Source organism: Bradyrhizobium sp. NBAIM08 (genome assembly GCF_020193935.1).
In the GTDB taxonomy this organism is placed as follows: domain Bacteria; phylum Pseudomonadota; class Alphaproteobacteria; order Rhizobiales; family Xanthobacteraceae; genus Bradyrhizobium; species Bradyrhizobium yuanmingense.
This window is the reverse complement of the sequence record NZ_JADYVR010000003.1, coordinates 606,415-631,701: the sequence shown is the minus strand read 5'-3', so window position 1 is coordinate 631,701 and position 25,287 is coordinate 606,415. Positions and strand designations below refer to the sequence as shown.

Below are 25,287 nucleotides of genomic sequence, written 5' to 3'. Positions count from 1 at the left end.
CGGGGCGATGCGGCGGATCGGGGGACGGGACATCGTTGCGGCAATCCTGATCGCGCTCCTTGCGGGCGCGATCTTCACGTCCCCGCCGCTGCAGACACTGCAAGGCCTCTCGCTCGACATCCTCACCGCACTGCGTGGGAAGGTTGTCGGCGAGCGCCGCGATCCCGCGACGTCGCCGGTCGTCGTCGTGGCGATCGACGGCGAAACCTACGAGACCCCGCCCTTCAAGGGATCGCCGACGCAGACCTGGACGCGCGAGATCGGCCGGGTGCTCGGCAGTATCAGCGACGGCGGCGCCAAGGTGATCGGCTTCGACGTCATCTTCAAGAACTCGATCGAGCAATCCGAGATTCCCTTTGGCGACGCGCCGCTCGGCGCCCGGATGCGCGGATTTGACCGGGACTATCTGATCGCGCTGCGGCAGATCTCCGACAACGGCAAGCTCGTGCTCGGCGAGATCCTGAGCAACGACCATCCGGAAATGCCGTACCGTGCGCAGCGGCTGGCGGTGCGAAACAACGTCCGCGCGCTCAATGTCCACACCGACGCCGACGATGTCATCCGGCGGATGCCGCTCAGCTTCTCGATCGAGGGCAAGCCGGTGCCCACAATGGCGGCCGAGCTCGCCGCCCGCGCGCTCGGCGCGAAGGTCGAGATGGCGCCATCCGGCGCGGCTGGGCTGTCCGGCTACGCAATCCCGAGCACTGTACCGAACACCCTGACGCTCAACTTCCGCGACCTCAGTCGCGACGTTCCGACCTTCTCCTTTGCCGATCTGCGCGCCTGCGTCGAAAAAGACGACCGCGATTTCTTCCGGCGCGCCTTCGAGGGCAAGGTCGTGCTGCTCGGGACCGTCCTCAACTTCGAGGACCGCAAGCTCACCTCGATGCGCCTGTCCGGCGGCTATGACGGAACGCCGTCGGCGCGATGTGCCCTGCCCGTGGCCGCCGGCACCGCGCAAAAGCCCCGCAGCGACGTCGCCGGTGTGTTCGTGCACGCCGCTGCGGTCCGAAACCTGATCGAGCGCGATGCCGTGACCGAGCTCGGCTTTCCCTCGCGCACCCTTCTCACGATCGCGTTCGCGGCCGTCATCGCCTGCGCGGCCGGCGTGTTTGCGCCGAGTGGCGCCCTGATCGCCTGGCTCGGCCTCACCATCGCCTACGCGGTCGTTGCCGTCGGGGCATTCGTCCATGCCTTGGCGCTGCCGCTGACCGAGCCGGCGCTCGCCAGCCTTGCCGCGCTCGCGATCATGATCGGCTATCGCTTCGTGCTGGCCGACCGCGACGAGCGCTTCCTGCGCAAGAGCTTTGCCTTTTACCTCGCGCCCGAGGTGATCGAGACCATGGTGGCCTCCGGCAAGATGCCGGCGCTCGGCGGCGAGATGCGCAACGTCACCATGTTCTTCTCCGACCTCAGCGGTTTCTCCTCGATCGCCGAGACGATGACGCCGGTCGAGCTGGTGACGCTGATGAACGAATATCTGTCCGCCATGACCGACATCATCGAAGGCCATGGCGGTTACGTCGACAAATATATCGGCGATTCCATCGTCGCCATGTTCGGCGCCCCGGCCGACGATCCCGCCCACGCGCGCAATGCGGTGCGTGCTGCGCTGAAGTGCCACGAGACGCTGACCGAGCTCAATCAAGGCCATCCCGCCTTCGCCGGTCACGGCCTGTCGCACCGTATCGGGCTCAACAGCGGCGAAGCCGTGGTCGGCAACATCGGCTCGCGCCGCCGCTTCAACTACACCGTGATGAGCGACACCGTGAACGTCGCCTCGCGGCTCGAAGGCGCCAACAAATATTACGGCACCGCGATCATGGCCTCGGAAACCACGATGGCGCAGACCGGCGATAGCTTCGCCTGGCGCGAGCTCGATGCGATCAGGGTGCAGGGCCGCGGCGAGGCGATCAGGGTGTTCGAGCCGCTGGCGGAAACCGGCGCGGAAAGCGCCGAGCAGGCCAAGGTCGCCGCAGCCTATGCGGAAGGGCTGGCGTGCTGGCGGGCACGGGAGTTTGCCAAGGCGGCCGACGCGTTCGAGGGAGTGGCGGAAGTTGATCCGGCGTCCGCGCTGTTCGCAAAACGCGCAAATGCATTGACTGCCAATCCGCCGTCGCCGGAGTGGACGCCGGTGAACACGCTGGAAGGAAAGTAGCGACGTCAACCGCGGGCGTACTTGCCCTCTCCCCTTGTGGGAGAGGGTGGCTCGCCGCGTAGCGGCGAGACGGGTGAGGGGTCTCTCTCCACGCACGCTCTCTCAATGAGGCCGCGGAGAGACACCCCTCATCCGGCGCTTCGCGCCACCTTCTCCCACAAGGGGAGAAGGAAGAGAACGTCCGCATCGCTCGCCTCAGAATTCAGAACGGCAGCCCCGTATAATTCTCCGCAAGCAGACGCTGCGCCGTCTCGGACGAGAGCAGGTAGTCGAGCTCCGTCTGCTGCAGACGATCCTCATATTCGATCCGGTCGGGGAAGCGGTGCAGCATCATCGTCATCCACCAGGAGAAGCGTTGTGCCTTCCAGATTCGCGCGAGCGCCTTGGCGGAATAGCCCTTGAGACCGGCATCGTCGCCGCTCTGATAATGCGCGAGCAGCGCGTGATAAAGATAGTAGATGTCGGACGCGGCGCTGTTCAATCCGCGCGCACCGGTCGGCGGCACGATGTGCGCGGCATCGCCGGCGAGGAACAGGCGGCCATAGCTCATCGGCTCGGCGACGAAGCTGCGCAAGGGCGCGATGCTCTTCTCGATCGACGGACCCGTGATCAGACGGCCGGCGACCTCGTCCGGCAGGCGGCGCTTCAGCTCGGCCCAGAACGCGTCGTCGCTCCAATCCTCCACCTTGTCGGTCAAAGGCACCTGGATGTAGTAGCGGCTCAGCACCTGCGAGCGCAGCGAGCACAGCGCAAAGCCGCGCTCGTGCTTCACGTAGATCAGCTCGGGCGATACCGGTTTCGTGCGCGACAGCACGCCGAGCCAGCCGAACGGATAGACCTTCTCATATTCGCGCAGCACGTCCTTCGGGATCGACTTGCGGCTGACGCCATGGAAGCCGTCGGCGCCGACGATGTAGTCGCAATCGACGCGGAGCGTCTGCCCGTTCGAGCGATACGTCACATAGGGCCGATCCGACGTCAGATCGTGCGGCGTGACGTCCTCGGCATTGTGCACGACCTTGCCGCCGATCCGGTCGCGTGCCTCGTAGAGGTCGCGCGTCAGCTCGGTCTGGCCGTAGACCAAGACCGAATTGCCGCCGGAATGCTTGTGCAGGTCGATGTGGGAGAGCACGCCGTCATGGGCGATCTCGAACCCGTTGTGGATCTCGCCCTCGCGGTCCATCCGCTCGCCGCATTGCGCTTCGCGCATCAGCTTCGCAAAGCCGTGCTCGAGCACGCCGGCGCGGATCCGGGCCAGCACGTGGTCGCGGCTGTATTTCTCCAGCACGATGGTGTCGATGCCCTTGAGGTGCAGGAGCTGGGACAGCAACAGCCCGGACGGCCCGCCGCCGATGATACAGACCTGAACTTTCATTTTTGCGTCCTCCCGTCGGCATTTTTTTGCATACGTTAAGGCGCAAGCCGATGGAGGGTTTCGCCTTTGTCTTGTACTATTCGAACATGAGAAGCGCGGCCCCCGCCCCGGCCATCCGGGTCTACAATCTGTTCGGCGAGTCCGGCGATCTGCCCGATGTCGTGCATTGCGAGACGATCGCCTCGCGTTCGGTGCTGCACGACTGGACGCTGGCCGTGCACCGCCATGCCCGGCTGCACCAGGTGCTGCTGATCGAGCGCGGCGGCGGCGAGGCGACGCTCGACGGGCGCGTGGTGCCGCTGAGGCCGATGCAGATCGTCAACGTGCCGGTCGGCCACGTCCACGGCTTCCGCTTCGAGCCCGACACGCAAGGCTGGGTGTTGACCATCGCCGCGGAGATCCTCGACGAAGCGCTGCTCGCCGCCGAGGGCCTGCGCGGTGCGCTGTCGCGGTCGGCGGTGGTGCGCGGCACGCCGCAGATCCGCGCCACGATGAAGCAGATTTTCGCCGAGCACGCCGCGCGCGACTTCGGCCGTGCGCATGTGCTCCGCGCCTTGTCGTCGGCCATGATCGGGCTCGTGGCCCGCGCGCTCACGGGCGAGAGCGGCGGCAACGGCACCGCGGAAAGCGGGTTGTTCCGCCGCTTCGAGGCGCTGCTGGAGCAGCATCATCTGGAGCGCTGGAGCGTCGCCGACTATGCCGAGGCGCTGTCGGTGACACCGACGCATCTCAACCGGATCACGCGGGCGGCGACCGGCGACACCGCCTCGCATCTGATCCTCAACCGCCTGATCCGGGAGGCGCGGCGCAACCTCGTCTACACCAACCTGCCGGTCTCGACCATCGCCTACGCCCTCGGCTTCGAGGACCCCGCCTATTTCAGCCGGGTCTACGCCGCCGCCACGGGGGTCTCACCGCGCGCCTTTCGCGCCCGGCTCCATGGCGGCGAAGGCTGAACCACCGGACAAGGATCAGGGCACGTCTGATCGACGCGCCCCGGATCCGCGATGTCTCTCGTTGCCACTTACCTTCGTATATAGCGCCCCATCCTTTGGATAGAGGCGCTTTACCTCCGTACAATTGAGCGGGGCACGCCCTCGCCCTAGCGTGACGGCATTCGGCGCCCTGGCGCTGGTGGCATGGAACCTCCCTAACCTCGGCGCAAGGCGGCCAACCCTGTCCGGTCGTCTGCGCCGCCTTTTCAGCAAAGCCATCGACGCCTTCAGTTATTCCCGCCGATACGCCGCGCCATTTCGGCTGGACGGTCGGCTTTCGTGCCGAACCCGGGGAGTTGTGCATAATGTCTTCGCTTGGGAAGAGCGCGCTCTTTATCGACGGCTCCAATTTCCATGCCACCGCCAAGGCGCTCGGCTTCGAGATCGACTACAGACGCCTGCTCAGTGAATTTCAAAGCCGAGCTACGCTGTTACGGGCCTTCTACTACACGACCATCATCGAGGATCAGGAATATTCGTCGATCCGCCCCTTGATCGATTGGCTCGACTACAACGGCTTCACCGTCGTCACCAAACTCGCCAAGGAGTTCGTCGACCCCGCTACCGGCCGCCGCAAGGTGAAGGGCAGCATGGATGTGGACCTCGCCGTAAGCGCGATGGAGCTTGCCCAGCACGTCGATCAGATCGTGTTGTGCTCGGGCGATGGGGATTTCCGTTCGCTGGTCGAAGCCTTGCAACGCCGCGGCGTCCGCGTGACTGTCGTCTCCACGCTCTCCACTCAGCCGCCCATGATCGCCGACGACCTGCGCCGGCAGGCGGACATATTCATCGATCTGGTGGAGTTGAAACCAAAAGTGGGGCGCGATCCACCCGATCGACCGGTATCGCGCGAAATGCGGCAGCCACCGCAATTCCTCGCGCGCGGAACGATCAGGCGCGACGACCGGGTGGAATGATCGAAGGACGGCGGCCCGACACCTCACACGTCGAAGAACACCGTCTCCTCCGGCCCCTGCAGATTGATCGTGAAGGAATACACGATCTTGCCGGCGCGCTCGCTGCGGGTTGCGATCAATGTCTTGCGGCGCACCGGCTGCTCGATGAGGTTGAGCACGGGATCGGCAGCGTTGGCCGCCTCTTCGTCCGAGAAATAGAGCCGCGTGTTGAGGCCGATGTTGATTCCGCGGGCGACGATCCAGAGGTTGACGTGCGGCGCGCATTTGCGCCCCGTCCTGTCGGTGATCGCGCCCGGCTTGATGGTCTCGAAGGTGACGAGGCCGCTCTCGAAGTCGGAGCCGGCGCGGCCCCAGCCGCGAAACTCGTCCTCCAGCGCGCCGGCGGAGCGATCAGCGGGGTGGTTGTAGCGGCCGGCCGCATTCGCCTGCCAGATCTCCAGCAGCACGTCGCGCAGCGGCGTGCCGGTGCCGTCGAGCACCTTGCCCTCCAGCGTGATGCGCTCGCCTTTGGTGTTCGGGCTCACCAGCACGTTGGAGAAGTTCTTCTCGAAGATGTCGAAGCCGGCCATGGCCGGGATCAGGCCGATATGGACGTAGGGCCCGGCGGTCTGCGAGGCGGTTTCCTTGAGATAATTGAGCGGTTGCGGCATGGGCGTTAGTTCCCCGCGGTGCGATTTTCGAAATAGGTGGAGCGCTGGCCGCGCAGCACGATGTCGAAGCGGTAGGCGAGCGAGTCGAACGGCGTCGAGGCGTTGAGGTCGAGCGGCGCCACGAGGCGGTCGAGCGCGTCCTTGTCCGGGATCGTCGTCAGGATCGGACAAACCGGGATCAGCGGGTCACCCTCGAAATACATCTGCGTGATCAGCCGCTGGGCGAAGCCCGAGCCGAACACCGAGAAGTGGATGTGGGCGGGGCGCCAGCTGTTGACGTAGTTGCGCCAGGGATAGGGGCCCGGCTTCACGGTGCGGAAGTAATAGTAGCCGGTGTCGTCGGTGAGCGCGCGGCCGCAGCCGCCGAAATTGGGATCGATCGGCGCCAGATAGGTGTCCTTCTTGTGCCGGTAGCGGCCGCCGGCATTGGCCTGCCAGAACTCGACCAGCGTGTTCGGAACGCCCCGGCCGGTCTCGTCCAGCACGCGGCCGTGGACGATGATGCGCTCGCCGACGGGATCGCCGTCCTTGGCGTAGTTGCGGATCAAATCATTGTCGAGCGGGCCGAGATCGTTGTGGCCGAACACCGGCCCCGTGATCTCCGAGATCGAGTTCTCCAAGGACAGCAGCGACTGGCGCGGCGAGCGCAGCACCGAGGACTTGTAGCCTGGCGCATGCGCCGGCGGATGGATCGCGCGGTCGCGCTGGAAGAAGCCGCCGTCGCCGAGCGGCGGCGTCAAGGGCTCGGGACGATTGAGGCGGGGATCCCGCAAGGCTGGCGCCTGGGCATTCATCGGCGTTGTCTCTCCCTGGGAGCCCGGGGTCGGGCGGCTTATCGGGAGAGCATGAGCCAGCCTATTCTCAAAATAAATAGATGAATTATAATGAATTGCATGAAGGAAATCGATCATTTGGCCCTCGACGGCCATGCCCTCGAGCTGTTCCTGGCGGTGCTGGAGGAAGGCTCGGTGACGGCGGCAGCGACGCGGCTCGGCCTCACCCAGTCTGCCGTCAGCCACGGGTTGAACAAGCTGCGGCGGATTGCCGGCGATCCGCTGTTCGCCAAGTCCGGCCGTGGCATCGTTGCGACGGCCCATGCGCAGGCACTGGCCGGCAAGGCACGCGCGCTGATCGACGAGATGCGCAGCTTTGCCGGCGGCGTCAGCTTTGAGCCGCCCCGCGCACAGCTGTCGTTGACGATCGCGGCCAACGACTTCCAGCGCGACCTGCTGCTGCCGCGGTTCTTCGATCACGTCGCCGCACAAGTGAAGAGCCTGAATCTGCGCGTGATCCCCTCGCAATCGCCCTCGCCCGCGATGCTGCGCGAAAACCGCTGCGACCTGCTGGTCACGCCGCTGCCGCCGTCCGGCGTCGACATCGTGCAGAAGCGGCTGCTGAGGGATCACTACGTCTGCTACTACGATCCCAAAGCGCGCGCCGCGCCGGCCAGCCGCAATGCCTATCTCGCGGCGCGTCACATCACCGTGGTCTATACCGACAATGAGCGGCTCGACTTCGACCGCCGGCTGGCAGCGAACGGGCTCCACCGCGACATCGCGATCTCCGTGCCGAGCTTCTCCGGCGTGCCGTCGTTCCTGCGCGGCTCACAGATGCTGGCGAGCATGCCGAGCCTGCTCGCGTCCGGCGTAATGCGCGGCTTTGCGCAAACACCGATCCCGCTGGCGTCCCGCACGAAGACCCTGGCCGAGCTGCCGATGTTCATGGTCTGGCACCAGCGCTACCAGAAGGACCCGGCCCACCGCTGGGTCAGGAGCCAGCTCGAGGCCGTCGCGGCCACGGCCGCCACGTTCTGACCTGCCGTTCTCATGTCCTGATATCAGGCGCCGCGCTCCGCAAGACTGCCTTTCCCAAACCCACTGGTTGCGCAGGGGGAGCCGCGCTAAAATCCCCCCATGACAGTGACTGACATTGCGAACCGGACCTACAATCACAGCTGGCGGCTGGATCCCATCATCCGCAGCCTGCTCGATACCGACTTCTACAAACTATTGATGTTACAGATGATTCGGGAGGATTACCCGAGTCAGAATGTGACCTTCTCGGTCATCAACCGCTCGCGCCATGTGCGCCTTGCCGAGATCATCGACGAGGGCGAGCTGCGCGCCCAGCTCGACCATGCCCGCACCATCCGCTTCACCAAGAAGGAGCTGATCTGGCTGGCCGGCAACACCTTCTACGGCAAGACCCATATGTTCTCGGCGGATTTCATCCGCTGGCTGGCGGAATTCCGCCTTCCCGAATACGAGCTGCGCAAGGTCGAGGGCCAGTACGAGCTGCATTTCCACGGGCCCTGGACCCACACCACGATGTGGGAGATTCCGGCGCTTGCGATCCTCAACGAGCTGCGTTCGCGTGCGGCCATGAAGGGCCGCGGCCGCTTCGAGCTCGACGTGCTCTACGCCCGCGCCAAGGCCAAGTTGTGGACCAAGGTCGAACGGCTGCGCCAACTCGAGAACCTGCGGCTCTCCGACTTCGGAACGCGTCGCCGCCACGGCTTCCTCTGGCAGCGCTGGTGCGTCGAGGCGGTGAAGGAAGGCCTCGGCCCCTCCTTCATCGGCACCTCCAACGTGCTTCTCGCGATGGACAACGATCTCGAAGCCATCGGCACCAACGCGCACGAGCTGCCGATGGTGGCCGCCGCGCTCGCCAGGGACGACGAGGAATTGCGCTGGGCGCCCTACCGCATTCTCGACCAGTGGCGTCAGACTTACGGCGGCAACCTCCTGATCGCGCTGCCCGACGCCTTCGGTACCAGGACCTTCCTCCGCGATGCACCGGAATGGGTCGCCGATTGGACCGGCTTCCGCCCCGACAGCGCGCCGCCGATCCAGGCTGGGGAGGAGATCATCGCCTGGTGGCAGAAGCAGGGTCGCAACCCCAAGGACAAGCTGCTCGTCTTCTCCGACGCGATGGACGTCGGCTCGATCGAGGACACCTATCGCCACTTCGCAGGGCGCGTGCGGCTCTCCTTCGGCTGGGGCACCAACCTCACCAACGATTTCGTCGGCTGCACGCCGGACGGCTCGATCAGCCTCGATCCGATCTCGCTGGTCTGCAAGGTCTCATCGGTCGACGGCCGTCCGGCCGTCAAGCTCTCCGACAATCCGGAGAAGGCGACCGGCCTGCCCTCGGAAATCGAGCGTTATCTGCGCGTGTTCGGCGACGCCGGTCGCGTGCGCAAGCCGGTGCTGGTGTAGGACACACGTCCACGAAGAGCGTGTAGCGCCCGTCCGCCGCTACGTCGTCATTGCGAAGAGCTCTTGCGACGAAGCAATCCAGAATGAAGCCGCGGAGGCAAGCTGGATGCTTCGCTGCGCTCGCAATGACAAGGCATTGGTTCGCGATATCGCATCAGCTCCGATTTCGCGGCATTTGAAACGATCTGCGTGCATCCACGTCACATTACCTTCACCGTCCGTCACAATCCCTCGCAGTTTTCAGGTCCAGTTAAGCAACCATCTCGTCTACTTTGCGTTGCAGGCGCAACGCCCCTGCCGGGCGCGTCGATCGACTTGGGGACTGGTGTGTTTCGCAGAACAGCGGCGTCGGCGGAGGGCGGCAACCTCCTTCACGTCATCAAGCTCGTCTCGCCTTTCGTGATGGTCGTCGTGCTGCAGGCGGCGATCGCCGGATTCAGTCTCGAGGTGATGTCGTCGGTCCGCGCCTATGTCGCCGGCGAAGCACTCTGGTCGCGCTCGCAGAAGAACGCGGTCTACTTCCTCAATCTCTACCTGCATTCGGGCGAACCGAGCCAGTTCGCGCAATATCAGGCTTCACTCGCCGTCCCCATCGGCGACGAGTTCGCGCGCTGGGCGCTGGAACGCGATCCGGTCGACGTCGAGGCCGCCCGCGTCGGCTTTCTGCAAGGCGGCAACCATCCCGATGACGTCCCGGGACTGATCTGGCTGTTTCGCTATTTCAATCGCGTCAGCTTCCTCCAGGACGCGATCAGGGAATGGACCGCCACCGATCCCATGCTGCTGGAGCTCAGCGTGTTCGGCGAGGTCATTCGATCCGAGCTGAAGAAAGGTCCCATTCAGGACGACGACCGCCTGCAATTCCTGTCGTCGCGGCTATCGGAGCTCAATGCCCAGTTCACGGTGCATGCCAAGCAATTCTCCACTGTCCTCGGCGAAGCATCCCGGGCGATCAAGCTGACGCTGACGGGCATCAACATCCTCACCGCCGCGGCGCTGATCCTGCTCCTGATCTGGCATACGCGGCGCCTGGTGCGGCAACGGCAGGTCTTCGAAGACGCCCTGCATGCCGAGAAGGAGCGCCTGGCCTGGCAGGCATCGCATGATTGGTTGACCGGCCTCTCCAACCGCCGCGCCTTCGAGGCGCGCCTGCAAGCCGAGTTGGACAATGCCGCAGCGGGTGCGCTCGCCCTCATCCTGCTCGACCTCGACCAGTTCAAGAGCGTCAACGACAGTTGCGGCCACCTCGCCCGCGACAGCCTCCTCTGCCAGGTCTCGCGCCTGCTGCAGCAGGACCGGCATGCGCATGATCTGGTGGCCCGGCTCGGCGGTGACGAATTCGGCCTGATCCTGCCGCGATGCTCGCCCTTCGACGCCGTCGACATCGCCGAGCGTCTGCGCCGGTCGCTGGAGCTGTTCAATTTCGCCTGGGACGACCGTTGCTTTGCCGTGACCGCCAGCATCGGCGTCGCCTGCATCGCCGACGGCAACATCACGCTCGAGGATGCGATGCGGCGCGCGGATGCCGCCTGCTACCGCGCCAAGGAAAAGGGCCGCAACCGCGTTCAGGTCGAGAACAGCCGATCGGACGTTGTCGTCGTTGCGCCACGCCCGCGCGAAGCGGTCGCTGCACGAGGGTAATGGCATCGTCACCGCAGGGGCAGAATTCCAAGTCCTGCGAGATGGGTGTCGACGAATTGTTCGATCTGCTGGCGCAGCATCTGCGACGGCACGGCCACCATGCGCTCCTCGAGGCCGAGCGAGATGATGCCATGCACGGCGGAAAACAGCGTGCGCGACAGCAGCGCAATCTTCACGTCGTCCGCATCCGGCAATAGCCGCACCAGGGGCGGATGCATCAGCGCGAACGCATCCATCACCATCTGGAGGATGTCGTCCGGATAGGGGCGATCGTCCTCCATCCGATGCTCGAACAGGGAACGCAGCAAATTGGCGTGCGCGGCGAAGAAGTCGAGATAAGTCTCGGCGAGCCCATAGAGCTGGCGGACCGGATCCTCGGCGGGAACACCACGGAGCCGGGCCGTGAGCGCCTGAACCGTTTCCCGGTTCACCGTCAGAATGACCCCGTCGAAGTCGCCAAACTCGTTATAGACGCTGCCGACCGAGCAGCCGGCAGCCTCGGCAACATCCCGAACCTTCAATGATCTCAGCCCCTTAGCTGAGATGATGCCGCGGGCGATCTCGACGATCTGGAGCCGGCGCCGAAATTTTTTCTGATCGCGCAGCGATTCTTCTTGAACATTGTTCATTTTCAAGCTACTCATGTGAACATTGTTCAATTTAACCTGGAGACCTGGAAAATGCAAACCCTTGCTGTCGATATCGCCACCACCTTCGTCGATGACGCCGCCGCCCTCGTCGCCGGCTTTTGCCGGGCCCTGCTGCGGCTGGCCATGGCCCCGGTCAATCGCATCGCCAACGCCTGCGACGTTGCCGGTGTGCTCGCCGAACGCCGGGCGACTCTTCGGATGTGGCGGGCGAGCCGTGCGCGTGCCCGTCACGAGGGCCGCCGGTTCAGCCTGCTCGGCCGCTTCTCGCCGTTTCGCCACCTCGCCCATCTCACCTGAGGCGCGCACGCGGGTCGGCTCGAATGCAAGCGCCGGCTGCAAGGATGGACTTAACCATGTCCGGACGGGCGTGGCCGATCCGGCGGATTTCGACGATGCGGTTCAGCCTTTCCTTCATCGCCCGGCGCCATATCCGGGCGAGCGAGGCCGCTCCGCCCGGCCTCGACCGGATATTTGCGAACCTAACGATGCCGATTGGAGACCAACAGGATCGGAGGAACCGAGGGGACAGAGCAGGCCAGCAACTTCGTTGCCGCGCAATCGTTCGCCCTATGCTTCCGGTCGTGACGTTTCACAGACAACGTAACAACCTCAGTCTGCCTTGCCAAAACAGGACCAGTCATGATCAGGGAATTGATGTCGTCACGCCGCTTTGCACCGCTGTTCTGGGCGCAATTCTTCTCGGCGCTCAATGACAACGTGCTCAAGAATGCGCTCGTCATCATCCTGCTCTACAGCGCGGCGACGAGCCACGGCGATGCGCTGGTGACGGTGGCAGGCGCCGTCTTCATCTTCCCCTACTTCATCCTGTCCGGGCTCGGCGGCCAGCTCGCCGACAAATACGTCAAATCCGTCGTCGCAAGGCGGCTCAAATTCGTCGAGATCTTTGCAGCCTGCTTCGCCGCTGCCGGCTTCTTCCTGCATTCGGTGCCGCTCTTGTTCGCAGCGCTCGCACTGTTCGGTACCATCGCCGCGCTGTTTGGCCCGGTGAAATACGCGATGCTACCGGACCAGCTCGAGCTCGGCGAACTCGCGACCGGCAACGCGCTGGTCGAAGGCGCGACCTTCATGGCGATCCTGCTCGGCACCGTCGCGGGCGGCCAGTTCGTCGCCGGCTCCGCGCATATGGGCTGGGTCGCATCCGCCGTGGTCGTGCTGGCCGTGTTGTCCTGGGCGTTCGCGTCCCGCATTCCGCAGACGACGCCCTCCGCGCCTGAGCTGCCCGTCGACGCCAATCCCTGGACGTCGACGGTGAGCCTGCTCAGGACGCTTCGTGCCGACCATCGCCTCTGGGACGGCACCGTGATCGTTTCCTGGTTCTGGCTGGTCGGCGCCATCGTGCTGTCGCTGCTGCCGGCGCTGATCAAGGACGTCGTCGGCGGCACCGAGGGCGTCGTGACGCTGTGCCTTGCCATCTTCGCGATCGGCATCGCCATCGGCTCGCTGTTTGCCGCCAGCCTCAGCCACGTTCGCCCGAACCTCGCGCTGGTGCCGATCGGCGCCATCATCATGGGGTTTGCGGGCCTCGATCTCGCCTGGGCCATCGGCGTCACCGCAAAGGGGCACGAGATCACTGCGCTCGGCTTCGCGACTTCGTTCGGTGGCCTGCGCATGCTGGCCGACTTCGTCGCCTTCGCCTTCGGCGGCGGCCTGTTCGTCGTTCCGTCCTTTGCCGCGGTCCAGGCCTGGTCGCAACCTTCCGAGCGCGCCCGCATCATCGCCGCCGGCAACGTGCTGCAGGCCGCCTTCATGGTGGTCGGCTCGCTGTTCGTCGCGCTGTTGCAGGCGGCAGGTCTGCATATCGGCTGGATCTTCTTCGGCCTCGGCGTCGCCAGCTTCGGCGCGGTGTGGTTCGTGCTGACCAAGTGGGGCAAGGAAGGTGTGCGCGATGCTGGCGGGCTTCTGTTCCGCGCCCTGTTCCGTACCGAGGTGCGCGGCCTCGAAAACCTGCCGCCTCCCGGCACGCGCATGCTGATCGCGCCGAACCATGTCAGCCTGATCGACGGCCCGCTGCTGCACGCCGTGCTGCCGATCGACGCGAGCTTTGCGGTCGACACCGGCATCGCCAAGGCCTGGTGGGCCAAGCCGTTCCTGCGCGCCGTCAAGCACTACACGATGGACCCGAGCAAGCCGCTGGCCGCGCGCGACCTGATCAAGCTCGTCGCCGCTGGCGAGCCCGTCGTGATCTTCCCGGAGGGACGGATCACCGTCTCGGGATCGCTGATGAAGGTGTATGACGGCACCGCGATGATCGCGGACAAGGCCGACGCCGTGGTCGTGCCGGTCCGGATCGAAGGCGCGCAGCGCTCCTATCTCAGCTATCTCAACTCCAGCCAGATCAAGCGGTCCTGGTTTCCGCGCGTGACGGTGACGATCCTGCCGCCGGTCAAGCTTCCGGTCGACGAAACGCTCAAGGGCAAGGCACGCCGCAACGCTGCCGGCGCCGCGCTGCAGGACGTCATGATCGACGCCCTCGTCAAGAACGCCATGCTCGATCACACGCTGTTCGAAGCCCTCGGACACGCCTATCGCGACCGCGACACCGGCAAGGTCATCATCGAGGACGCGCTCGGCACCAAGCTGACTTATCGCAAGCTGATCCTCGGCGCGCAGGTCCTGAGCCGCAAGCTCGAGAACGGCACCGCAACCGGCGAGAATGTCGGCGTGCTGCTGCCGAACTCCGCGGGCGTCGCCGTCGTCTTCATGGCGCTGCAGAACAGCGGCCGGGTGCCGGCGATGCTCAATTTCTCGGCCGGTCCGGTCAACGTGCTCGCCGCCATGAAGGCCGCGCAGGTCAAGACCGTGCTGACGTCGAAGGCCTTCATCGAGAAAGGCAAGCTCGACAAGCTGATGACTGCGATCTCCGCGGAGGCACGCGTCGTCTATCTCGAGGACGTCCGCGCCTCGATCGGCCTCGCCGACAAGATCAAGGGCCTGCTCGCCGGCACGACGCCGCGCGTGCCCCGCCAGGCCAACGATCCCGCCGTCGTGCTGTTCACGTCGGGCTCGGAAGGTACGCCCAAGGGCGTGGTGCTGTCCCACCGCAACATCCTCGCCAACGCGGCGCAGGCGCTGGCGCGGGTCGATGCCAACGCGAATGACAAGGTGTTCAATGTGCTGCCTGTGTTCCACTCGTTTGGACTCACGGGCGGAATGATGATGCCGATGCTGGCGGGCATTCCGATCTACATGTATCCCTCGCCGCTGCACTACCGGATCGTGCCCGAGCTGATCTACCAGACCGGCGCTACGATCCTGTTCGGCACGGATACGTTCCTGACCGGCTATGCGCGCTCGGCGCACGCTTACGACTTCCGCACCCTGCGCCTCGTCATCGCCGGCGCCGAGGCGGTCAAGGACCGCACGCGGCAGGTCTTCATGGAGCGCTACGGCATTCGCATCCTCGAAGGCTATGGCGTCACCGAGACGGCGCCGGTGCTGGCGATGAACACGCCGATGGCCAACCGCCCCGGCACCGTCGGCCGTCTCTCGCCGCTGATGGAAAGCCGCCTCGATCCGGTCCCCGGCATCGAGGAAGGCGGACGCCTCTCGGTGCGCGGCCCGAACGTGATGCTCGGCTACCTCAGGGCCGAAAATCCCGGCGTGCTCGAAAGGCTCCCCGACGGCTGGCACGACACCGGCGACATCGTTTCGATCGACGCGGCCGGCTTCATCACCATCAAGGGCCGCGCCAAGCGCTTTGCCAAGATCGCGGGCGAAATGGTCTCGCTGTCCGCGGTCGAAGCCATCGCGGCGTCGCTATGGCCGCAGGCGGCATCCGTCGCCGTGTCGATCCCCGACCAGCGCAAGGGCGAGCGCATCGTGCTGCTGACGACCGAGAAGAACGCCGAGCGCAGCGCGATGCAGGCCCAGGCCAAGGCGATCGGCGCCTCCGAGCTGACCGTGCCCGCTGCGATCATGGTGGTCGACAAGGTGCCGTTGCTCGGCACCGGCAAGACCGACTATGTCACGGCCACGACGATGGCCCGCGAGCAGGGATCCCCGCCCGAGCGCGAGGTCGCGTAAGAGGTTGCGAGACGGGCGGCGCGGGGTCACGCCGCCGTCCGCCGCTCCTGCGCGTAGCGCACCAGCGCGGCAAAGCGATAGATGCCGTGCATGAACTTGCCGTAGGGCATAGTGATGAACAATGCGAACACCGCGCCGAGATGCAGCGCCAGCAACGGGCCCATCGCGGCGGTCTCGCGCAGCACCAGCAGCAGCATTCCGGTGAGGCCAGTCAGGAACAGCATGGCGATGAAACCGACGTCCATGCCGTAGCTGTATTCGTCGAGCAGCGCGGGATCGCTCCGCATCTTGGCCGCGAACAGGCCGATGGGCCCGACGATCAGGCCGATGCCGCCGAGCGTGCCGAGCACCACGGGCAGGTCCCACCACGGATACGGCGCCTCGCGGCCGAGCAGATAATGATAGAGCGTCGCCACCGAGGTCGCTGCAAAGCATAGGAGGAAGCCGTAGAAGGTCAGGTGGTGATAGAGCTTGCGCCGGTCGGTCGGCTTGTCGTCCTCATTGTAGCAGCCGACGCCGCCGCCATGGAGATAGCGCAGCTCGCCGGCGTCGCGGATCGCCTGGAAGATCGAGCCGTTATCGGCGCGGCCGCCAATCGGCGGGCTGATGTCGCGCCAGAAGGCGCGCACGCTCATGACGAGGGCAAGGATCGCGTAGAGGAATGCGGCGCCGAACAGCGCGACCATCGCATTGTGCGGCATCAGCTTGTAGAAGGCGCCGGGGCCGGTATGCACGCCGAACAACACGCCGCGGTCATTCAAGGCGGCAAAGCCGAGAATGAAGATCGCCATGCTGAGCGCGGCGGTGAGGCTGATGACGAGGCCGTTGCGCGCGAAGGCGCCGGAGAGCGGCCGCGGCCACGCATAGGCCGCATAGGACTCCGCGCGCGCAACCGCCAACGTCTTCGGGACGTTGACGTTGAATTCGTGCGGCGGCGAGAACTGGCAGTCGACGTAGCAGGCGCCGCAGGAATGGCAGAGATTGGCGAGATAGTTGAGATCGCCGTCGGAGAAGGCGCGCCGCATCTCCATGGCCGGAAACACCGCGCACAGGCCCTCGCAATAGCGGCAGGAATTGCAGACCGTCATCAAACGGTCGGCTTCGTCGAGAATCCTAGTTCCGTGCATGTTTCGCCGCTTCCCGTCCTGCGATCCGCCCGAACACGCTGCCGATCGTCATGCCCATGCCGGCCGCATAGCCCTTGCCGAGCACATTGCCGGCCATGATCTCGCCGGCCGCGAACATGTTGGCGGACGGCTTGCCGTCCTTCATCAGCATTCGCGCCTCCTTGTTCACGCGCGTGCCGAGGTAGGTGAAGGTGATGCCGGGCCGCACCGGATAGGCGAGAAAAGGCGGCGTCTCGATCCGGCGCGCCCAATGCGTTTTGGGCGGCGTGATGCCCTCCGTCACGCAATCATCCAGAATGGTGTGGTCGAAGGTCCCGGGCCGCACCGCGGCGTTGAACTCGGTGATGGTCTGTTCCAGCGCGGCCGGATCGAGCGCGAGCTTGCCGGCGAGCTCCGCGATCGTCTGCCCGGCGATCGGCGGAAACAACGTCGGCATGAAGCTGGTCACGACGGTGGAATCGAAGATGATGTAGGCGATCTGGTCGGGCTGCGCCGCGACCAGCCGGCCCCAGATCGCGTAGCGCTTCGGCCAGATGTCCTCGCCCTCGTCGTAGAATCGCTGCGCGTGCTTGTTGACGACGATGCCGAACACCACGGAGTCGTGCCGCGTGATGATGCCGCCGTCGAATTTCGGCGCGCGGGCATCGATCGCGACCGCATGACACTGCGTGGGATCGCCGACCTCCTGCACGCCCTTGTCGAGCAGCATCTTCAGGATCGAGCCGCGATTATAGGGCGTGCCGCGGATCAGGAAGTTGTCGGCCGCCTCGCCCCAGTATTGCTTCAGCCATTCGATGTTGGCCTCGAACCCGCCCGCAGCGGCGACCAATGAAGTCGCGCGGATCTCGCTCTCGCCCTTGACCGGCCGCTTGAGGCGCGCGGCGAGGAACATGCCGTCCTCGATCACGAGATCGACGACTTCGGCGTCGTATTCGACGTCGACACCGAGCCGCTCCGCGGTGAGATAAAGCGCGTTCAGCATCGCCCGCCCGCCGCCCAGGAAGAAGGAGTTGGTGCGGCCGAGGCTCAGCGTGCCGCCGAGCGAGGGCTGCCAGCGCACACCCTGCTCCACGATCCAGTTCAGGATGTCCTTGGATTCGCGGATCATATGTCGGGCGAGCACCTCGTCGGTCTGCCCGCCGGTGACGCGCAGCAGATCCTCCCAGAATTCCTCCTCGGTGTAGGGGCCGGTCAGGATTTCGGTCGCCGCATCATGGGCGCAGCGCATGTTGCGGGTGTGGCGGGTGTTGCCGCCGCGATAGAATTTCGGCGCGCCTTCGAGCACGAGCACCGAGGCGCCGCCGCGCCGCGCGCTGATCGCCGCGCACAGGGCGGCGTTGCCGCCGCCGATCACCAGCACGTCGTATTTGCTGCTCATCCCGTCTGCCCGATGCGGCCAAATTAGAGACATTCTTCCAGCGGGGCCTCGATCGCGCCGATCGGCCATTGCGCACCTTTGTATACAAAGATATACATCAGCTACGCAAGCGGCATCTCTGCATGGGCAGGGTACGCATCGAGGGACAATGGCCAGGCGTCCGGCAGGCTCAAGTGGAACGATCGCGCGCGGCGGCGGCGTTGCGCTCGGCGAAGCCGTGTTCCGCTCGCTGTGCGAAGCGCTCCAGGCCGGCAGCTACCGCGCCGGCGACCGCCTTCGCGAGGAAGAGGTCGCCCAGCGGCTGAAGGTCAGTCGCACGCCGGTGCGGGAAGCGCTGGGCCGGCTCGCCGCGCGCGGCTTCGTCGCGCCTGCCGGCGGCCGCGGGCTGATCGTCCGCAATCTCGACATCTCCGAGGTGCTTGAGCTCTACGCCATGCGTGAGATCATGGAAGGCGCCGCCGCGCGCCTTGCCGCTGAGCACGCCTCACAGCCGGAGATCGACGCGCTCCGCGATATTGAGCAGGCCTTTGTCGAGGCATCCGCGACGGATGCCGCCGAGATGGCAAAAGAAATGGCAAGGCTCAACCGCGCCTTCCACGAGGCCATCTGCCGCGCAGCGCGCAACCGCTATCTCGACAACGCCTCGCGGGAATTGCAGGACTGGATCGCCCTGCTCGGCCCGACCACCTTCACGGTGGCGGGACGCTCGACGACCAGCCACGGCGAGCATCGGAAGATCCTCGATGCGATCGCCACCCGCAACGGCGACAAGGCGGAGCAGCTCGCGCGTGCACACATCCGCGAAGCTCTCCGCTGCCGGCTGAAACTGTTGCAGAAGCAGTAAGTCGTCTGCCCGATCACGCCTCGAACACTCGCGTCAGCAGCCAATAGCCGCCGAGCAGACCGATCATTGCGGAGATGGCATAGACCAGCCTTGCCGCTCGTGCCGGCTTCTCTCGGCCGGCCGCAGTCACGCGGTCCAGCAGGCCAAGTACCGGCAACATCAGCGCGACGATCGCGATCTGCCCGATCTCGACGCCGACATTGAAGGCGGCCAGCGCCGGAACGATCGCATTGGGCGGCAGGCCGATCTCGCGCAGCACACCGGCGAAGCCGAAGCCGTGGATCAAGCCGAACAGAAAAGCCACCCGCCAGCGCCGGTCGACATCGCGCGAAAAGAAGTTCTCGACCGCGACGAAGACGATCGAAGCCGCAATCGCGGGCTCCACGATGCGGCTCGGGATGACCAGGATGTTCAGGGCCGCCAGCGACAGGGTGATCGAGTGAGCGATGGTGAAGGCGGTCACGATCTTGACGACCGGCAAGAGCCGCCGTGCCCACAAGACAATCGCGACCAGGAATGCGACGTGATCGTAACCGAGGAAGATATGCTCGACGCCGGTGACGAGATAACGCTGCATCGTCGAGAACAGCGACGGCGGCGCCGTCGAGAGGGTCACCGTCGTGTTGTCGGCGTCGAGCAAGGCCTGTGTCTCGGACCTGCCCTGCGCGATCAGCACCACCTGCCGCGCCGCCCTGTCTTTCTCCGTCAGCACGGTGGAGCGATAGATGATATCGCCGGCAGCGTCGGCACAAGCAAAGCTGTTGCGGTAGACGATGCCGTCACCATCCGCCAGGATCGCTGCATTTCCGGCGGAGCAGGCCCTGGCACCTCCTGTAACAGCCAGATGCGTGACCATATAGGCGAGGATCGCGGGCTTGGCCGCTTCGACGGCGGCGGGATCGACCGCGTCCCGTTTCGGATCATAGATCTTCGTACCGATCAGGCGATCGACATCGCTGCCCTTCAACCCGAGCTCGACGCTCACCGAGCGATCAGGGCTCAGCCCCACGCGCGCGGTGACGAGATTGACCTCATGTGCCTCTGCCGGAAACGCGAGGCCGAGCAGCACCGCGAGCCACGCCAGAAGCGGCCACCTCATGATCCCGTCCCATCGCCTTCAAGCCAGCACATCCGCCACGATCGCCTTAAGAACATCCCGCACATCGGTGGGCTTGAGCCGGACCTGCAGGCCGCGCTGGCCTCCATTGAGATAGACGAGATCATGCGCAAGCGCGCTCTGCTCGATCACGGTGCGCACAGGCTTGCGCTGCCCGAACGGGCTGATGCCGCCGACCTTGTAGCCGGTGACGCGCTCGGCCTCGGGCGGCTTCATCATCTGCGCCGACTTGCCGCTCGCCGCCGCCGCCAGCTTCTTCATCGAGACTTCCTGGTCGGACGGCACGACCACGCAGACCGGCTTGCCGTCGACTAGCGCCATTAGCGTCTTCAGGACGCGCGCCGGGTCCTCGCCGAGCGCGGCCGCCGCCTGGAGCCCGATGCTCTCGGCGTCGGGGTCATAGTCGTAGGTGTGAACCGTGAAAGCAACACCGGCGGCCGTGAGTGCGCGTGTCGCGGGGGTGACTTTGGACATGAACGGTATTTACCACCGTCATTGCGAGGAGCGAAGCAACGAAGCAATCCAGAATCTTGCCGCGGAGGCAGTCTGGATTGCTTCGCGGAGCCTGTCATCGGGGCCGCGCTTCGCGCGGACCCGGTGGCTCGCAATGACGGTGTGGGTGGAAATTTCCCGCCACACTCCAGCCGTCGTTCCCGGCGAAGCCTACTCCGCCGCGTCCTGCATCACGGCGCGCTCGGCCCGCGCCGCGCAGAACTTGAACTCCGGGATCTTGCCGAACGGGTCCAGTGCCGGGTTGGTGAGCAGGTTCGCTGCCGCCTCGGCGTAGCAGAACGGCATGAACACCATGTTCTCCGGCACGTCGCGGTCGGAGCGGACCTTGACCTCGACGGCGCCACGGCGGGTCTCCAGGCGAATGAAATCGCCGGGCACCAGCTTCTTGTTGCGCATGTCCTTTGGCGACATGAACGCGACCGCCTCGGGCTCGATCTGGTCGAGCACCTGGGCGCGGCGCGTCATCGAGCCGGTGTGCCAGTGCTCCAGCACGCGGCCGGTCGAGAGCACCATCGGATATTCGTCGTCGGGAATCTCGTCCGGCGGGATGACCTTGGCCGGCACGATCTTGCCGCGGCCGCTCGCGGTCGGGAAGCCCGTGGTGAAGATGATCTCGTTGCCGGGCTTGTTCGGATCGTCGACCGGATAGGTCACCGCGCCTTCGCGCACCAGCCGTTCCCAGGTGATGTTCTTCAGCGACGGCATCAGCTCTGCCATCTCGGTGAAGACGTCGCCGGGTCCGGCATAGTTCCACGGCAGGCCCATGCGCTTGCCGATCTCCTGGATGATCCAGAGATCCTGGCGCGCATCGCCGGGCGGCTTGATCACCTGACGCGCCAGCTGCACGCGGCGGTCGGTGTTGGTGAAGGAGCCGTCCTTCTCGGCGAAAGCCGAGGCCGGCAGGATCACGTCGGCGTGGAACGCAGTCTCGGTAACAAAGAGATCCTGCACCACGAGATGATCGAGCATCGCCAGCGCATGGCGCGCGTGCTGCAGATCGGGATCGGACATCGCGGGATTCTCTCCCTCGATATACATGCCCGTGATCTCGCCGGCATGGATCGCGTTCATGATCTCGACCACGGTCAGGCCGCGGACGGGGTCGAGATCCTGCTGCCAGAGCTTTTCGAAGCTGCCGCGCAGATCATCGCGCCCCACCGGCTGGTAGTCCGGCAGGAACATCGGGATCAGGCCGGCATCGGAAGCGCCTTGCACGTTGTTCTGGCCGCGCAGCGGATGCAGGCCGGTGCCGGGACGGCCGACTTGGCCGGTGATCAGCGCGAGCGCAATCAGGCAGCGTGCATTGTCGGTGCCATGGACGTGCTGGCTGATGCCCATACCCCAGAAGATGATCGACGATTTCGCGCGCGCATAGGTGCGCGCCACCTCGCGCAAGGTCTGCGCCGGGACGCCGCAGATCGGCTCCATCTTCTCCGGCGTGAACTCCTTGATCTTCTCCTTGAGGTCCTCGAAACCCTCGGTGTAGCCGGCGATGTACTGGTCGTCGGTCAGGCCCTCAGTGATGATCGTGTTGATCATCGCGTTCAGCATGGCGACGTCGGAGCCGGGCTTGAACTGCAGATGCTTGGTCGCATGCCGCGACAGCGACTGCCGGCGCGGATCCATAACGAACAGTTTTGCGCCGTTCTGCTTGACCGCGTTCTTGATGAAGGTCGCCGCAACCGGATGGTTCACAGTCGGATTGGCGCCGATCACGATGATGACCTCGGCGTCCATGGCGGCAGAGAACGGTGCCGACACCGCGCCCGAGCTGAGGCCTTCGAACAGCGCCGCGACCGACGAAGCGTGGCAGAGGCGCGTGCAGTGATCGACGTTGTTGGAGCCGAAGCCGGTGCGCACCAGCTTCTGGAACAGATAGGCCTCTTCGTTCGAGCCCTTGGCCGAGCCGAAGCCGGCCAGCGCCTTCACGCCCTTCTCGTCGCGGATCTTGACGAGGCCCTTGGCGGCGATGTCGAGCGCTTCCTCCCAGCTCGCCTCGCGGAAATGCGTGAACGGATTGGCCGGATCGACCTGATCGTTCGCATCCTTCTTCGCGTTCGGCAACCGCACCAGCGGCTTCGTCAGGCGATGCGGATGGTGGATGTAGTCGAAGCCGAAGCGGCCCTTCACGCAGAGACGATTGTGATTGGCGGGGCCGTCGCGGCCTTCCGCATAGATCACCTTCTCGTCCTTGACCTCATAGGTGACCTGGCAGCCGACGCCGCAGAACGGGCAGAGCGAATCGACCTTCTTGTCGGCATAGGTGACGCGCGTCTGCTTGTCGTCGAGCATCACGGCCGGCATCAAGGCGCCGGTCGGGCAGGCCTGCACGCATTCGCCGCAGGCCACGCAGGTGGACTCGCCCATGGGGTCGTCGAAGTCGAACACGATCTTGGCGCCGGCATTGCGGTAGGCCATGCCGATGACGTCGTTGACCTGGACCTCGCGGCAGGCGCGCACGCACAGGCCGCACTGGATGCAGGCATCGAGATTGACGCGCATCGCCGGATGGCTGGCATCGGTGGCCCAGCGCTCGGCGGCTGGAAAGCGGCTCTCGGTGACGCCAGTGGTCTCGGCCCAGTGCCAGAACTTCGACTCCGGATCGTGGCTGGTTTCGCGCGCCGGCTGGTCTGCGACCAGCAGCTCCATCACCATCTTCTGCGCAGCAGTCGCGCGGGCGCTCTCGGTCTTCACCTTCATGCCGACCGACGGCGTGCGCTTGCAGGACGCGGCGAGCACGCGCTCGCCCTCGATCTCGACCATGCAGGCGCGGCAATTGCCGTCGGGGCGATAGTCCGGCGCCGGCGAATAGCAGAGGTGCGGAATGTCGCGGCCTTGGCGCTTTGCGACCTGCCAGATGGTCTCGCCGGGCTTGGCCTCGACCTGCTTGCCGTCGAGTTCGAACGTAATCTTGGTCATTCGGCGGCTTCCTTGAACTCGTCAGGGAAATATTTGATCACGGAAGACAGCGGATTCGATGCCGCCTGTCCGAGCCCGCAAATAGAGGCATCGCGCATCGCCTGGCTCAATTCTTCCAGCAAGGCACGGTTCCAGACCGGCCTTTGCATCAGCAGCGCCGCCTTCTGGGTACCGACGCGGCACGGCGTGCACTGGCCGCAGCTCTCGTCCTCGAAGAACTTCATCAGGTTCAGTGCGGCCGACCGCACGCTGTCCTTGTGCGACAGGATCACGATCGCAGCCGAGCCGATGAAGCAGCCGTATTTCTCCAGCGTGCCGAAATCGAGCGGGATGTCGTCCATCGCTGCAGGCAAAATGCCGCCAGACGCACCGCCCGGCAGATAGGCGTAGAACTGGTGGCCGTCGGCCATGCCGCCGCAATATTCCTCGATCAGCTCGCGCACGGTGATGCCCGCGGGCGCGAGCTTCATGCCGGGATTCTTGACGCGGCCCGAGACCGAGAAGCTGCGCAGGCCGTGACGCTCGTGGCGGCCATGGCCCTTCCACCAATCGGCGCCCTTCTCGACGATGTCGCGCACCCACCACAGCGTCTCGATATTGTTGATCAGCGTCGGCAGGCCGAAGAGGCCGACCTGGAACGGGTAAGGCGGCTTGTGCCGGGGCAGGCCGCGCTTGCCCTCGATGCTCTCCAGCAGCGAGGATTCCTCGCCGCAGATGTAGGCGCCGGCGCCGCGCCGCAGATGCAGCGTCGGGCCGCCCGACGGAAGCTTTGCGATCTCGCGCTGGAGGATCTCGCGCGAGGCCGGATATTCGTCGCGCAGATAGATGTAGACGTCGCTCGCCTGCACCACGTGGGCGCCGATCAACATGCCCTCTATGAAGCGATGCGGATCTGTTTCGAGATAATAGCGGTCCTTGAACGTGCCGGGCTCGCCCTCGTCGCCGTTGATCGCCATCAGCCGCGGCCCGGGCTCGCCCAGCACGGCGCGCCATTTACGCCCGGTGGGGAAGCCGGCGCCGCCAAGGCCGCGCAGCGAAGCGTCGTCGAGCGCTTTCAGGAGATCGTCCTTCGACAATTCGCCGGAGCGCAGACGATTGAGCAGCTTGTAGCCGCCACCGGCGAGGTAGGCATCGTACTCGGTATATCTGGGCAGATGCGCGTGCGTGTCGCCGGCCTTCGCCGCCGCCATGACGTTGGCGATTGTTGCGTGGTCGACGAAATTGTGACCGACTTCCGCGGCGGGCGCAGTATCACAACGTCCGACGCACGGCGCGCGCACGACGCGGATGCCGGGACCTGACGCGCTCTGCAGATCTTCGAGCAGCTTCTCGCCGCCAAGCATCGCGCAGGTGAGCGAATCGCAGACGCGGATCGTCAGCGGGGGAATGTCGGGCTCGCCTTCCTTCACCACGTCGAAATGCGCGTAGAAGGTCGCCGTCTCGAACACCTCGGCGAAGGCGAGCTTCATCTCGTCGGCGAGTGCGGCCAGATGCGCCGCCGAGATCTGGTGATACTTGTCCTGGATCAGGTGCAGATATTCGATCAACAGATCGCGCCGCCGCGGCCTGTCGCCGAGCAACAGCTCGATCTCGTGCGCGGCCGTGGGATCGACCTGCCGCCCCTTGGGGGTCGCCTTGGCGCGTCGGCGTCCCTCACCGGGATGCTCGAAGGAGCGGACCTTGTGCACGTCCTCGTGGCTCATCGCTTCGTCTCGATCTCGTCCTTATCAGGACTCCACTT

At 65.3% G+C, this 25,287-nt stretch carries 19 protein-coding genes; 9 read left to right on the top strand and 10 right to left on the bottom strand.

What is annotated here, in order from left to right; all coding sequences use genetic code 11:
- Positions 1–7: 7 nt before the first annotated feature.
- Positions 8–2,158, top strand: coding sequence for an adenylate/guanylate cyclase domain-containing protein (locus tag I6F37_RS13830; RefSeq protein ID WP_225151519.1), 2,151 nt, complete (start codon positions 8–10; stop codon positions 2,156–2,158).
- A gap of 202 nt (positions 2,159–2,360) precedes the next feature.
- Here the strand turns inward: I6F37_RS13830 and pobA are convergent, their stop codons facing one another.
- Complete coding sequence (gene pobA, locus I6F37_RS13825) at positions 2,361–3,533, bottom strand: 4-hydroxybenzoate 3-monooxygenase (protein WP_036011339.1); 1,173 nt, start codon at positions 3,531–3,533, stop codon at positions 2,361–2,363.
- A gap of 50 nt (positions 3,534–3,583) precedes the next feature.
- On the opposite strand from pobA, the gene I6F37_RS13820 reads away from it, so the two are divergent.
- Positions 3,584–4,489 carry a helix-turn-helix domain-containing protein gene (locus I6F37_RS13820; protein ID WP_109145101.1) on the top strand — a complete coding sequence of 302 codons (906 nt, stop codon included), beginning with the start codon at positions 3,584–3,586 and terminating at the stop codon, positions 4,487–4,489.
- A 344-nt stretch (positions 4,490–4,833) separates the two neighbouring features.
- The gene (locus I6F37_RS13815) at positions 4,834–5,445 is read left to right on the top strand and encodes an NYN domain-containing protein (protein WP_109145102.1); all 612 of its coding nucleotides are present in this window, start codon (positions 4,834–4,836) and stop codon (positions 5,443–5,445) included.
- A 23-nt stretch (positions 5,446–5,468) separates the two neighbouring features.
- Here I6F37_RS13815 and pcaG read toward each other — a convergent pair whose 3' ends face one another.
- Both pcaG and pcaH read right to left on the bottom strand, forming a co-directional pair.
- Positions 5,469–6,095, bottom strand: a complete 627-nt coding sequence (pcaG, locus tag I6F37_RS13810; protein ID WP_057026172.1) for a protocatechuate 3,4-dioxygenase subunit alpha — start codon at positions 6,093–6,095, stop codon at positions 5,469–5,471.
- Positions 6,096–6,100: 5 nt separating this feature from the next.
- Positions 6,101–6,889: a protocatechuate 3,4-dioxygenase subunit beta gene (pcaH, locus tag I6F37_RS13805; RefSeq protein WP_036026596.1), complete on the bottom strand. Its 789-nt coding sequence runs from the start codon at positions 6,887–6,889 to the stop codon at positions 6,101–6,103.
- A gap of 90 nt (positions 6,890–6,979) precedes the next feature.
- Between pcaH and I6F37_RS13800 the strand changes: the two genes are divergently transcribed.
- From I6F37_RS13800 to I6F37_RS13790, 3 genes are all read left to right on the top strand, one after another.
- Complete coding sequence (locus I6F37_RS13800; RefSeq protein ID WP_225151517.1) at positions 6,980–7,909, top strand: LysR family transcriptional regulator; 930 nt, start codon at positions 6,980–6,982, stop codon at positions 7,907–7,909.
- A gap of 99 nt (positions 7,910–8,008) precedes the next feature.
- The gene (gene pncB / locus I6F37_RS13795; RefSeq protein WP_036011351.1) at positions 8,009–9,313 is read left to right on the top strand and encodes a nicotinate phosphoribosyltransferase; all 1,305 of its coding nucleotides are present in this window, start codon (positions 8,009–8,011) and stop codon (positions 9,311–9,313) included.
- 327 nt (positions 9,314–9,640) lie between these two features.
- Positions 9,641–10,954, top strand: a complete 1,314-nt coding sequence (locus I6F37_RS13790; protein ID WP_225151515.1) for a GGDEF domain-containing protein — start codon at positions 9,641–9,643, stop codon at positions 10,952–10,954.
- An 8-nt stretch (positions 10,955–10,962) separates the two neighbouring features.
- Here the strand turns inward: I6F37_RS13790 and I6F37_RS13785 are convergent, their stop codons facing one another.
- Positions 10,963–11,583 (bottom strand): TetR/AcrR family transcriptional regulator, encoded by a 621-nt coding sequence (locus I6F37_RS13785; protein WP_081493681.1) that lies wholly within the window; start codon positions 11,581–11,583, stop codon positions 10,963–10,965.
- A 51-nt stretch (positions 11,584–11,634) separates the two neighbouring features.
- Between I6F37_RS13785 and I6F37_RS45755 the strand changes: the two genes are divergently transcribed.
- On the top strand, positions 11,635–11,901 hold the full coding sequence (locus tag I6F37_RS45755) for a hypothetical protein (protein ID WP_306469129.1): 267 nt from the start codon (positions 11,635–11,637) through the stop codon (positions 11,899–11,901).
- 342 nt (positions 11,902–12,243) lie between these two features.
- Positions 12,244–15,648 carry an acyl-[ACP]--phospholipid O-acyltransferase gene (locus I6F37_RS13780; RefSeq protein ID WP_225151513.1) on the top strand — a complete coding sequence of 1,135 codons (3,405 nt, stop codon included), beginning with the start codon at positions 12,244–12,246 and terminating at the stop codon, positions 15,646–15,648.
- 26 nt (positions 15,649–15,674) lie between these two features.
- Here the strand turns inward: I6F37_RS13780 and tcuB are convergent, their stop codons facing one another.
- Together tcuB and tcuA are read right to left on the bottom strand one after the other, a co-directional pair.
- Positions 15,675–16,775: a tricarballylate utilization 4Fe-4S protein TcuB gene (gene tcuB, locus I6F37_RS13775; RefSeq protein WP_225151511.1), complete on the bottom strand. Its 1,101-nt coding sequence runs from the start codon at positions 16,773–16,775 to the stop codon at positions 15,675–15,677.
- Positions 16,762–18,153, bottom strand: a complete 1,392-nt coding sequence (gene tcuA / locus I6F37_RS13770) for an FAD-dependent tricarballylate dehydrogenase TcuA (RefSeq protein ID WP_225151509.1) — start codon at positions 18,151–18,153, stop codon at positions 16,762–16,764. The genes tcuB and tcuA overlap by 14 nt, the downstream gene beginning before the upstream one ends.
- A gap of 148 nt (positions 18,154–18,301) precedes the next feature.
- Between tcuA and I6F37_RS13765 the strand changes: the two genes are divergently transcribed.
- A complete protein-coding gene (locus tag I6F37_RS13765; RefSeq protein ID WP_036026606.1) occupies positions 18,302–18,997 on the top strand; it encodes a GntR family transcriptional regulator in 696 nt (231 codons plus the stop codon).
- A gap of 13 nt (positions 18,998–19,010) precedes the next feature.
- On the opposite strand, the gene I6F37_RS13760 is transcribed toward I6F37_RS13765, so the two are convergent.
- The 4 genes from I6F37_RS13760 to I6F37_RS13745 form a co-directional block, all read right to left on the bottom strand.
- Positions 19,011–20,096 carry a HupE/UreJ family protein gene (locus tag I6F37_RS13760; protein ID WP_036026607.1) on the bottom strand — a complete coding sequence of 362 codons (1,086 nt, stop codon included), beginning with the start codon at positions 20,094–20,096 and terminating at the stop codon, positions 19,011–19,013.
- 18 nt (positions 20,097–20,114) lie between these two features.
- Entirely contained in the window at positions 20,115–20,588 is a 474-nt protein-coding gene (ybaK, locus tag I6F37_RS13755; RefSeq protein ID WP_225148889.1) for a Cys-tRNA(Pro) deacylase, read from the bottom strand.
- A gap of 189 nt (positions 20,589–20,777) precedes the next feature.
- Positions 20,778–23,546 (bottom strand): formate dehydrogenase subunit alpha, encoded by a 2,769-nt coding sequence (fdhF, locus tag I6F37_RS13750; protein ID WP_036026611.1) that lies wholly within the window; start codon positions 23,544–23,546, stop codon positions 20,778–20,780.
- Entirely contained in the window at positions 23,543–25,249 is a 1,707-nt protein-coding gene (locus I6F37_RS13745; protein ID WP_036026612.1) for an NADH-ubiquinone oxidoreductase-F iron-sulfur binding region domain-containing protein, read from the bottom strand. Before I6F37_RS13745 ends, fdhF begins: the two co-directional genes overlap by 4 nt.
- Positions 25,250–25,287 lie beyond the last annotated feature (38 nt).

What these genes read in the sequence shown, in the direction of transcription:
- I6F37_RS13830 (WP_225151519.1), top strand. Translation starts at nt 8, where the DNA reads ATGCGGCGGATCGGGGGACGGGACATCGTTGCGGCAATCCTGATCGCG.
- pobA (WP_036011339.1), bottom strand. Translation starts at nt 3,533, where the DNA reads ATGAAAGTTCAGGTCTGTATCATCGGCGGCGGGCCGTCCGGGCTGTTG.
- I6F37_RS13820 (WP_109145101.1), top strand. Translation starts at nt 3,584, where the DNA reads ATGGAGGGTTTCGCCTTTGTCTTGTACTATTCGAACATGAGAAGCGCG.
- I6F37_RS13815 (WP_109145102.1), top strand. Translation starts at nt 4,834, where the DNA reads ATGTCTTCGCTTGGGAAGAGCGCGCTCTTTATCGACGGCTCCAATTTC.
- pcaG (WP_057026172.1), bottom strand. Translation starts at nt 6,095, where the DNA reads ATGCCGCAACCGCTCAATTATCTCAAGGAAACCGCCTCGCAGACCGCC.
- pcaH (WP_036026596.1), bottom strand. Translation starts at nt 6,889, where the DNA reads ATGAATGCCCAGGCGCCAGCCTTGCGGGATCCCCGCCTCAATCGTCCC.
- I6F37_RS13800 (WP_225151517.1), top strand. Translation starts at nt 6,980, where the DNA reads ATGAATTGCATGAAGGAAATCGATCATTTGGCCCTCGACGGCCATGCC.
- pncB (WP_036011351.1), top strand. Translation starts at nt 8,009, where the DNA reads ATGACAGTGACTGACATTGCGAACCGGACCTACAATCACAGCTGGCGG.
- I6F37_RS13785 (WP_081493681.1), bottom strand. Translation starts at nt 11,583, where the DNA reads ATGAACAATGTTCAAGAAGAATCGCTGCGCGATCAGAAAAAATTTCGG.
- I6F37_RS45755 (WP_306469129.1), top strand. Translation starts at nt 11,635, where the DNA reads ATGCAAACCCTTGCTGTCGATATCGCCACCACCTTCGTCGATGACGCC.
- I6F37_RS13780 (WP_225151513.1), top strand. Translation starts at nt 12,244, where the DNA reads ATGATCAGGGAATTGATGTCGTCACGCCGCTTTGCACCGCTGTTCTGG.
- tcuB (WP_225151511.1), bottom strand. Translation starts at nt 16,775, where the DNA reads ATGCACGGAACTAGGATTCTCGACGAAGCCGACCGTTTGATGACGGTC.
- tcuA (WP_225151509.1), bottom strand. Translation starts at nt 18,153, where the DNA reads ATGAGCAGCAAATACGACGTGCTGGTGATCGGCGGCGGCAACGCCGCC.
- I6F37_RS13765 (WP_036026606.1), top strand. Translation starts at nt 18,302, where the DNA reads ATGGCCAGGCGTCCGGCAGGCTCAAGTGGAACGATCGCGCGCGGCGGC.
- I6F37_RS13760 (WP_036026607.1), bottom strand. Translation starts at nt 20,096, where the DNA reads ATGAGGTGGCCGCTTCTGGCGTGGCTCGCGGTGCTGCTCGGCCTCGCG.
- ybaK (WP_225148889.1), bottom strand. Translation starts at nt 20,588, where the DNA reads ATGTCCAAAGTCACCCCCGCGACACGCGCACTCACGGCCGCCGGTGTT.
- fdhF (WP_036026611.1), bottom strand. Translation starts at nt 23,546, where the DNA reads ATGACCAAGATTACGTTCGAACTCGACGGCAAGCAGGTCGAGGCCAAG.
- I6F37_RS13745 (WP_036026612.1), bottom strand. Translation starts at nt 25,249, where the DNA reads ATGAGCCACGAGGACGTGCACAAGGTCCGCTCCTTCGAGCATCCCGGT.